Below are 7,275 nucleotides of genomic sequence, written 5' to 3' on the forward strand. Positions count from 1 at the left end.
ACAAAAATCCAACATATCGCAACGGCGGCAAACACAAATTCAAGTTTGACGCTCAGACAAATGGATAGGAGTGTGGGGGAGCCTTGAAGATACTCGAACAGCAAGATATTGGGCCGTGCACCAAATCACTGAAAATCGAAGTACCGCCCGAAGACGTAACCAGTGAACTCGAAGGCGTGTACAAAGAATTTATGATGCACGCCACCGTCCCCGGTTTTCGCCCAGGCAAAGCGCCGCGTCACATCGTTAAGATGAAATTCGGCAAGCACCTCAACCAGGAAGCAAGCGGCAAAGCGCTTGAGGCCGCTTTTGAAAAAGCGACCGAAGAGCTGGATATCAAGCCGGTCAATCAGCCCGAAATCAGCGATCTGGACGAATTGGACAGCAGCAAACCTATTGTGTTTGAGGCCAAGTTTGAGTACGTCCCGCCGTTTGATTTGGCCGATTATAAAGACATCAAGCCTGAAAAGCCTGAGGCTGAAGTCCCTGAAAAAGAAATCGTCGAAACCCTAAATCGTTTGCGTGAAAACAGCGCAACATACGAAACGGTTGAAGACCGCCCGGCGCAAGATGACGATATCGTCTCTATTTCAAGCAAGGCGACGATCGACGGCGAACCGTTCAGCGACGCGACTCATGATGAGATTCCCGTCCAGTTGGGAACCAAACGCTATATTCCCGGCTTTGAAGAAGAATTAGTCGGCCTCAAAAAAGACGACGAAAAGACCTTCAAACTCACGCTGCCCGAAGAATACCCCAACGAAGAAATGCGCGGCAAAGAAGCCGAGTTTGAAATCAAGGTCAAACAAATTCAAGAAAAGAAATTACCTGAACTCGATGACGAATTCGCCAAAGATATGGGCGCATTCGAGTCGCTGGCTGAATTGAAAGACCGTATCCGCGAAGACATGGAAGCCAACATGGAACAACGCGCCAAGGATGCGTACCGTCAGGCGATTCGCGATGAACTCTTAAAACGCAACACCTTCCCCGTGCCGCCTAGCATGGTGAAAGCGCGCTATAACTTCATCAACGCCATGCAAGATATGGAACTTCGCCGCTACGGTCAGTCGCTCGAAACCGCGGCCAAAGAAGACGAAGGCCTGCTGGCGCGCAACGAAGAGACCGCTGAAAATGAAGTGCGTCTCTCGCAAGTGCTTGATAAAATCGCCGACGAAGAAAACGTCGTCCTGGCGGATGAAGACTACTTCAAATATATCGCCCAAATGGCGGCGGCCAATCAGGCCGACCCCGGTATGTACGCCGAGCGTATTCAAAGCCAGGGATTAGAGAGTTACTACCGACGGGTGGCGCTCGAAGAAAAAGTCTTAGACCTGATGCAAGGTCTTGCCGAAGGCGACGCCAAGCCAAAGAAGGCCCGCGCCAAGAAAAAGAAAACCCAGGACGCTGACGAAGCGGAAGTGAAGGCCGAAGCCGAAACAACGGCGAAGGAGGACTAACGTGGTTCTGGTTCCTATGGTGGTCGAACAGACCAACCGAGGCGAACGCGCCTACGATATTTATTCGCGTTTGCTGAAAGATCGCATCATTTTTGTTGGAACGCCGATTGATGATAACGTCGCCAATCTGGTTATCGCGCAGATGCTTTTTTTACAGGCGGAAGACCCTGACAAAGACATTCAACTCTATGTTAATAGTCCGGGCGGCTCAGTTACGGCGGGTTTGGCGATTTATGACACCATGCAATACGTCAAACCCGAAGTCGCGACGATTTGCGTCGGCCTTGCGGCCAGCATGGGCGCAGTTTTGCTCTGCGCAGGGCAAGCAGGAAAACGCTACGCCTTGCCGAATGCGCGGGTGATGATTCACCAGCCGCTGGGCGGTTTTCAGGGGCAGGCGTCTGATATTGAAATTCGCGCCAAAGAAATCCTCAAAACCAAAAAGCGACTCAACGAAATTATCTCTCATCACTGTGGTAAGAGCCTCGAAACACTAGAGAAAGACTCTGATCGTGATTTCTTTATGTCTCCAATTGAAGCCAAAGACTATGGGCTGATTGATGATATATTCGTCACGTTGAAGGAAGATAAATCAGACAAGAGCGGTGAGAAAAAGTCTGACAAAGACGAAAAGTAGAAGAAAAAAGCTGAAACTCGCCAAAAAAGGTTTACACTAAAGAAAAGCAGTCGATGATCGTATAAGAAGCGCGTCGGCTGCTGAACGATATAAGGTCTGAGGGTTACATGGATTACGCAGCAAAGAACAAGCCGTTGTACTGCTCTTTTTGCGGCAAGCACCAGGACGAAGTTAAAAAGTTGATCGCCGGGCCTCCGCAAAAACACACGTCGCAGCCCGCTTATATCTGCGATGAATGCGTCCGCTTGTGTAACAGCGTTCTCGAAGAAGAAATCGAAGTTGAGTTGCGCGAGTTTCTCAAACCCAAAGAGATCAAAGAGGCCATCGACGGCTACGTCATCGGTCAGGAGCACACCAAAAAATCGGTCTCGGTCGCGGTCCATAATCACCTGAAACGCATTCGCTACCACGAGACCGTCAACAAAGACGTCGAACTGCAAAAGAGCAACATTCTCATGATCGGGCCGACTGGTTCGGGCAAGACCTACATCGCCCAGACCATGGCCAAGATTCTCAACGTGCCGTTTACCATCGTTGACGCGACCACCCTCACCGAGGCGGGCTACGTCGGCGAAGACGTCGAGAACATCATTCTCAAATTATTGATGGCCACCGGCTACCACGTTGAAAAAGCTGAGAAGGGCATCATCTATATCGACGAAATCGACAAGATCGCCCGCACCACCCAAAACGTCAGCATCACCCGCGACGTTTCAGGCGAAGGCGTCCAGCAGGCGCTGCTCAAGATCATCGAAGGCACTACCTGCAACGTGCCGCCCCAGGGCGGACGCAAACACCCGCATCAGGAATTCATCCAGGTGAATACCTCGGACATCCTGTTTATTTGCGGAGGCGCGTTTGTCGGCCTCGATAAAATCATCGAACGCCGCATCGGCAAGCGAGTGATTGGCTTCGGTCAATCCGAAGGCGGCCCGGTCGCGATTGATGAAGACTTGATCCTCACGCTGGTCGAGCCGGAAGACCTGATCAAATTTGGGCTGATCCCCGAATTTATCGGGCGCTTCTCCTGCATTACCTCACTGGAAGAACTCAGCAAAACCGCGTTGAAGGATATCCTCACCAAACCCAAAAACGCGATCTGCAAACAGTATCAAAAGTTGTTTGATCTCGAGGGCGTTGAGTTGGAATTCACCGACGACGCATTTGAAGAAGTGGCCTCCCAAGCGCAGGAGCGCAAGACAGGTGCGCGCGGGCTGCGGGCGATTCTCGAAAAGTCCATGCTCGATATTATGTATGAGATTCCGTCGATGTCAGGCGTGTCGAAGTGCATCATCACCAAGGAAGTCATCGAGGCGAAGTCGGAACCGCTGCTGGTCTTCGAAGACCAAGTCGAAACCGCGTAACAGAATCATATCATGGCAAACCACCAACGGCCTTCCATTCGGGAGGCCGTTTTTTTTGCTAATAGTAAATACCGTCTGAATTAAATCCTGCTTATTATGGTTCCTGTAATGATGATATACGCATGATTGCTGATCGACTGCGATTTGAGATATGCCAAGGCCGTCCAACTACGATAGAAATCCTTATAAATTTTGTCTTTGATTATTTGATGGAATGTGTTAGGGTGAAAATTCTTATGACTTCGTTTTATTGCTGATCTATGTATTCATGTTTGGGTAGGTGTTTGATGTTGAATTCCAAAAGTGCGTTCACGCTGATTGAATTACTGATCGTCGTTGCAATTATTGGCATTCTCGCGGCGATTGCTGTGCCGAATTTTCTCAACGCGCAGCTGCGCGCCAAAATCGCCGGGACGCAAAGCGACCTGCGTATCATGGTGGACGCTATGCTGCAATATCACCTCGACAGCGGTTCCTACCATAAACACCGCGATACGTATGACCAACAGTTTCCATTGACCACGCCTGTGCCGTATCTCAATGGATTTTTATACGACCGCTTTCAGCAGCGCTTTGATATCCCAGAGGCGTCAGGATTTGTGAACACGCGCACCTTCTATCATTGGATTCCCTACAACACTCACCTCGACCTGTGGGCAACAGGCCGCAAAGGGCATTCGCGTATTCTAGAGATTCTTCGGAAAAAGAACGCGGGCATCGTTGACGGCTGGGGCCCGGCGGGCATCCGCGGCGGCCCGCCCTATGAAGTAAGCAACGGCCTGATGAGCGAAGGCGGCTTCTGGCGCGAAGTGCCCCCCGGCAGCGCAATCCACTGAAAAGAAGAATCCCACGATGTGATCGCAATTCCCATAGTCCCAGTCAGTTTTGAGGGCATATTGATTCGCCATATTTACAGCGGCTGATTCCGCTGGTTGAATATCGACGTGCGTGATATAATCCTAATAATACATTACCAGGGAGATTACATCATGACGCTTCGCGCGATCTGCTTCTCATTCATCATTGCATTATTCACAGTATGCGTTCACTCAGAAGTTCAACTCCCACTCGTCGGCCCTCATGGAGAGACGTATGTTTCTCTCGGAGGTCGGCTTGACCATACCATCACTGAAGATGACCGTGTTGTGGCTGTAAGCAGCTTAGGTATTTTCTTTTGGGATATTGAAAGTGGTGAGTTACTAGGCCAGAGCCAAACGTTCACAGAACCCGCTTTGTCTGCCATGTTCTCTGACGACGGCTTCGCCTATGTCTTGTTTGAATCAAAGTTGATGCGCTTTGATTTATCTGGAAACCTTCCAAACGAACCTGAAACGTTCAATACCATTTCGGGTAAAAAGATTTTGTCGATTTCTGACAACTCATCTTATCTTGTGACTCAAAATGAAGATTTTCGCATCCATGTCTATCAAACAGGTGATATTCAAGAAATTGATTTAACTACGATTTCTGAAATCAAAGCAAAGAAAATCTGGTTCTCCCCGAATGAAAAAAACATGCTCATTGATTATTACAATGTTGATTATTCAACTGGTCAGACCGATTCAATCATTCAACTTTGGTCGCTCGATAGCCATAGTATGACGAGTAATCTTGATTCAATTACCAGAATGAATCCGATTATTGGAGTTTCCGCTTATTTCTCAAACGACAACAACTATCTGATACTCTCCGGCCATTTGGGTGCTCCTTCAATATGGAATGTCAACGATGGGGCGTTCATACAAGAAATTGAAACGCCCTATCAAATCATCCGTAATTCAAATAAAGACGGCTTTGCATTGATTCAAAATGAGAACCAATTGATTGAAGTTGAATTGCCTTTGTTTAACCAAACCATTGAGTTCGAATTTTCTGAGAACGAACGGTTTTCTTCATTTGGTTATATTCAAGAAGGAGAGCGGCTTGCCGTGGCGGTTGTTGAAACCGTAAACGAAACGAGTAATAGAAAAGTCGTTGAATTTGACAGTGAGACTGCGGAACGGTTGACGGAAACTACACTCCCACCTGACTATCCATCTCATATTTCTGTGTTAGAAAATCCTCCACGATATCAAACATCGTATTCCTATGGCAATTTAGTCATACGCTCTGTGACTGGTGACACTGTTGTGATGGAATTGGATCAATTTACACAAAGTAGCTATCACTTTGATGTGAATGGTCTGTACCCCTTTGTTTCAAATGGTGAATATTATATTCGAAATGAACGGTCAAATGGAATTTCAATCTATAAATCAAATTCAAATGAATTAGTCAAAGTGATTGATCTTGGAGAGGGTATATATTCTTATCGTTTAAGGAACCTCTGTATTTCTGATGATTTGAATATTGTTGCATCTCAGAGCCGAACATCGATTCAAGTCTATGATGTGAATCAACAAATTGAACTGTTGAGCCTAAGCGAACAAGATTTAGGTGTTGATGGAATATACTCAGTTAAGTTCAACCTTTCATCGAATGGGCGATATTTAGCCATTTATGAAAGAAATCAGATTACAATTTGGGACGTATTTCAGAACCAACAGGTGAAAAAACTTGAGAATATTAATATTTCACTTTCATGGAACTCAACAACATTCTCTCCTAATAATTCTACGCACTTGTTCCCTTTGGATCGTCTCCTAATAGAGCAACCAGCTGATTCTGATCAAAGCCAACTCTTTTTCCTTCCGACATTTTCGAGCGTTAGAGCATTGGCATTCACCCCGGATGCTCAGTATCTCGTTGTTTTGGGATTGAGAGAATTTTTCGTATTTGATTATGAACTGCGCGAGTATCTATATACAATCGAAATGAGAGAAATTGAGAATGAGTATTACCAAAGAGTTGCGATTAGCCAAAATGGAAAATATATCGCAGTTCAATTGACAAATCGCGTATTGGTCTATGATCTGCTCGAAAAAACTGAAGTGATGGAAGTTCCTCAATATAGTTCTGAGCCTGATTCGATTGCGTTTTATAACGAACAAAACTCTCTCATCGTGCTCTATCGAGACGGCAACCGCGTCATTTGGCCGTTGCCTGAAATCCAAACTCCAGTCGACGATTGGCAACTCGCAGACTATTAACTGCTGGGTATCGATCCAGAATTCGTTTCCTGAATTTTCAGGGTGAGGAGGGGGCCGCTTTCACGGCCCCCTTTTGATTGGACATTGCGCGACATCAGCTCTGGGAATGGGTTTGGGGGAACCGGTATCAAATAGAACCCATGCCGCACAAATTTGTAATTTCGTTATTCGTTAACAACTACCTGAACCGGCAAGCCCGCCGGGCGCGTCATGTTGCGCCTTGGCGTTGCCTTACGCGCCGGGGCGCTCAATTCAATGGTTGTTGGGGAATTCAAAATTGCATTCTCAACCCGGGGAGCAATCGCCCATTCCGCAAGCGATCCACCGACCATGCCGCCGCCGGCGGCGGTCGCCAAAACCAGAATCATTGTCTTTTTGTCCCAGCGCGTTTCCTTATTCATGACCTCAGTCCTCAATCCATATCAATTTTGATCTTCACACACTAAGACGCATTGTTTGATGAGAAAGCTTCAAGGAGTCAAAAAAATCTAAGTGAGGATATTTGTATGGTGTGCAGTGGCGTAAATCCCTCCTTGCGCCTGCGGCGCCTTCCCACCTTTTTTAAGGGGAGGCAGGTGGCAATGTCATTGACTTAAGGCTGTCCTGGTTCAGCGTGAACTGGAATATTCGGATGGTTGCGTTAGGTAGTCCGAGTTATGGTAGTTGAGTTTTTTTTAGGCATGGGGGAATGCTCGAAATGGTTGAACAAGGTTGGAGGCGGAGCG

6 protein-coding genes are annotated in these 7,275 nt (G+C 47.3%); 5 read left to right on the top strand and 1 reads right to left on the bottom strand.

The genetic code is table 11. The features are described from left to right. Positions 1–83: 83 nt before the first annotated feature. From tig to P9L94_01575, 5 genes are all read left to right on the top strand, one after another. The gene (gene tig / locus P9L94_01555) at positions 84–1,460 is read left to right on the top strand and encodes a trigger factor (GenBank protein ID MDP8242736.1); all 1,377 of its coding nucleotides are present in this window, start codon (positions 84–86) and stop codon (positions 1,458–1,460) included. Position 1,461: 1 nt separating this feature from the next. Next, a complete protein-coding gene (gene clpP, locus P9L94_01560) occupies positions 1,462–2,097 on the top strand; it encodes an ATP-dependent Clp endopeptidase proteolytic subunit ClpP (protein MDP8242737.1) in 636 nt (211 codons plus the stop codon). Between the two features lie 107 nt (positions 2,098–2,204). Continuing rightward, entirely contained in the window at positions 2,205–3,461 is a 1,257-nt protein-coding gene (clpX, locus tag P9L94_01565) for an ATP-dependent Clp protease ATP-binding subunit ClpX (GenBank protein MDP8242738.1), read from the top strand. 287 nt (positions 3,462–3,748) lie between these two features. Further along, entirely contained in the window at positions 3,749–4,297 is a 549-nt protein-coding gene (locus P9L94_01570; protein MDP8242739.1) for a prepilin-type N-terminal cleavage/methylation domain-containing protein, read from the top strand. Positions 4,298–4,450: 153 nt separating this feature from the next. Beyond that, positions 4,451–6,550, top strand: a complete 2,100-nt coding sequence (locus P9L94_01575; GenBank protein ID MDP8242740.1) for a hypothetical protein — start codon at positions 4,451–4,453, stop codon at positions 6,548–6,550. A 164-nt stretch (positions 6,551–6,714) separates the two neighbouring features. Here P9L94_01575 and P9L94_01580 read toward each other — a convergent pair whose 3' ends face one another. Then, complete coding sequence (locus P9L94_01580) at positions 6,715–6,951, bottom strand: hypothetical protein (GenBank protein MDP8242741.1); 237 nt, start codon at positions 6,949–6,951, stop codon at positions 6,715–6,717. Between the last annotated feature and the right edge of the window lie 324 nt (positions 6,952–7,275).

The organism is Candidatus Hinthialibacter antarcticus (assembly GCA_030765645.1).
Classification (GTDB): Bacteria; Hinthialibacterota; Hinthialibacteria; order Hinthialibacterales; family Hinthialibacteraceae; genus Hinthialibacter; species Hinthialibacter antarcticus.

Excerpts from the sequence above, each read along its gene's own strand:
- clpX (MDP8242738.1), top strand. The coding sequence starts at position 2,205 with ATGGATTACGCAGCAAAGAACAAGCCGTTGTACTGCTCTTTTTGCGGC.
- P9L94_01575 (MDP8242740.1), top strand. The coding sequence starts at position 4,451 with ATGACGCTTCGCGCGATCTGCTTCTCATTCATCATTGCATTATTCACA.
- P9L94_01570 (MDP8242739.1), top strand. The coding sequence starts at position 3,749 with ATGTTGAATTCCAAAAGTGCGTTCACGCTGATTGAATTACTGATCGTC.
- P9L94_01580 (MDP8242741.1), bottom strand. The coding sequence starts at position 6,951 with ATGAATAAGGAAACGCGCTGGGACAAAAAGACAATGATTCTGGTTTTG.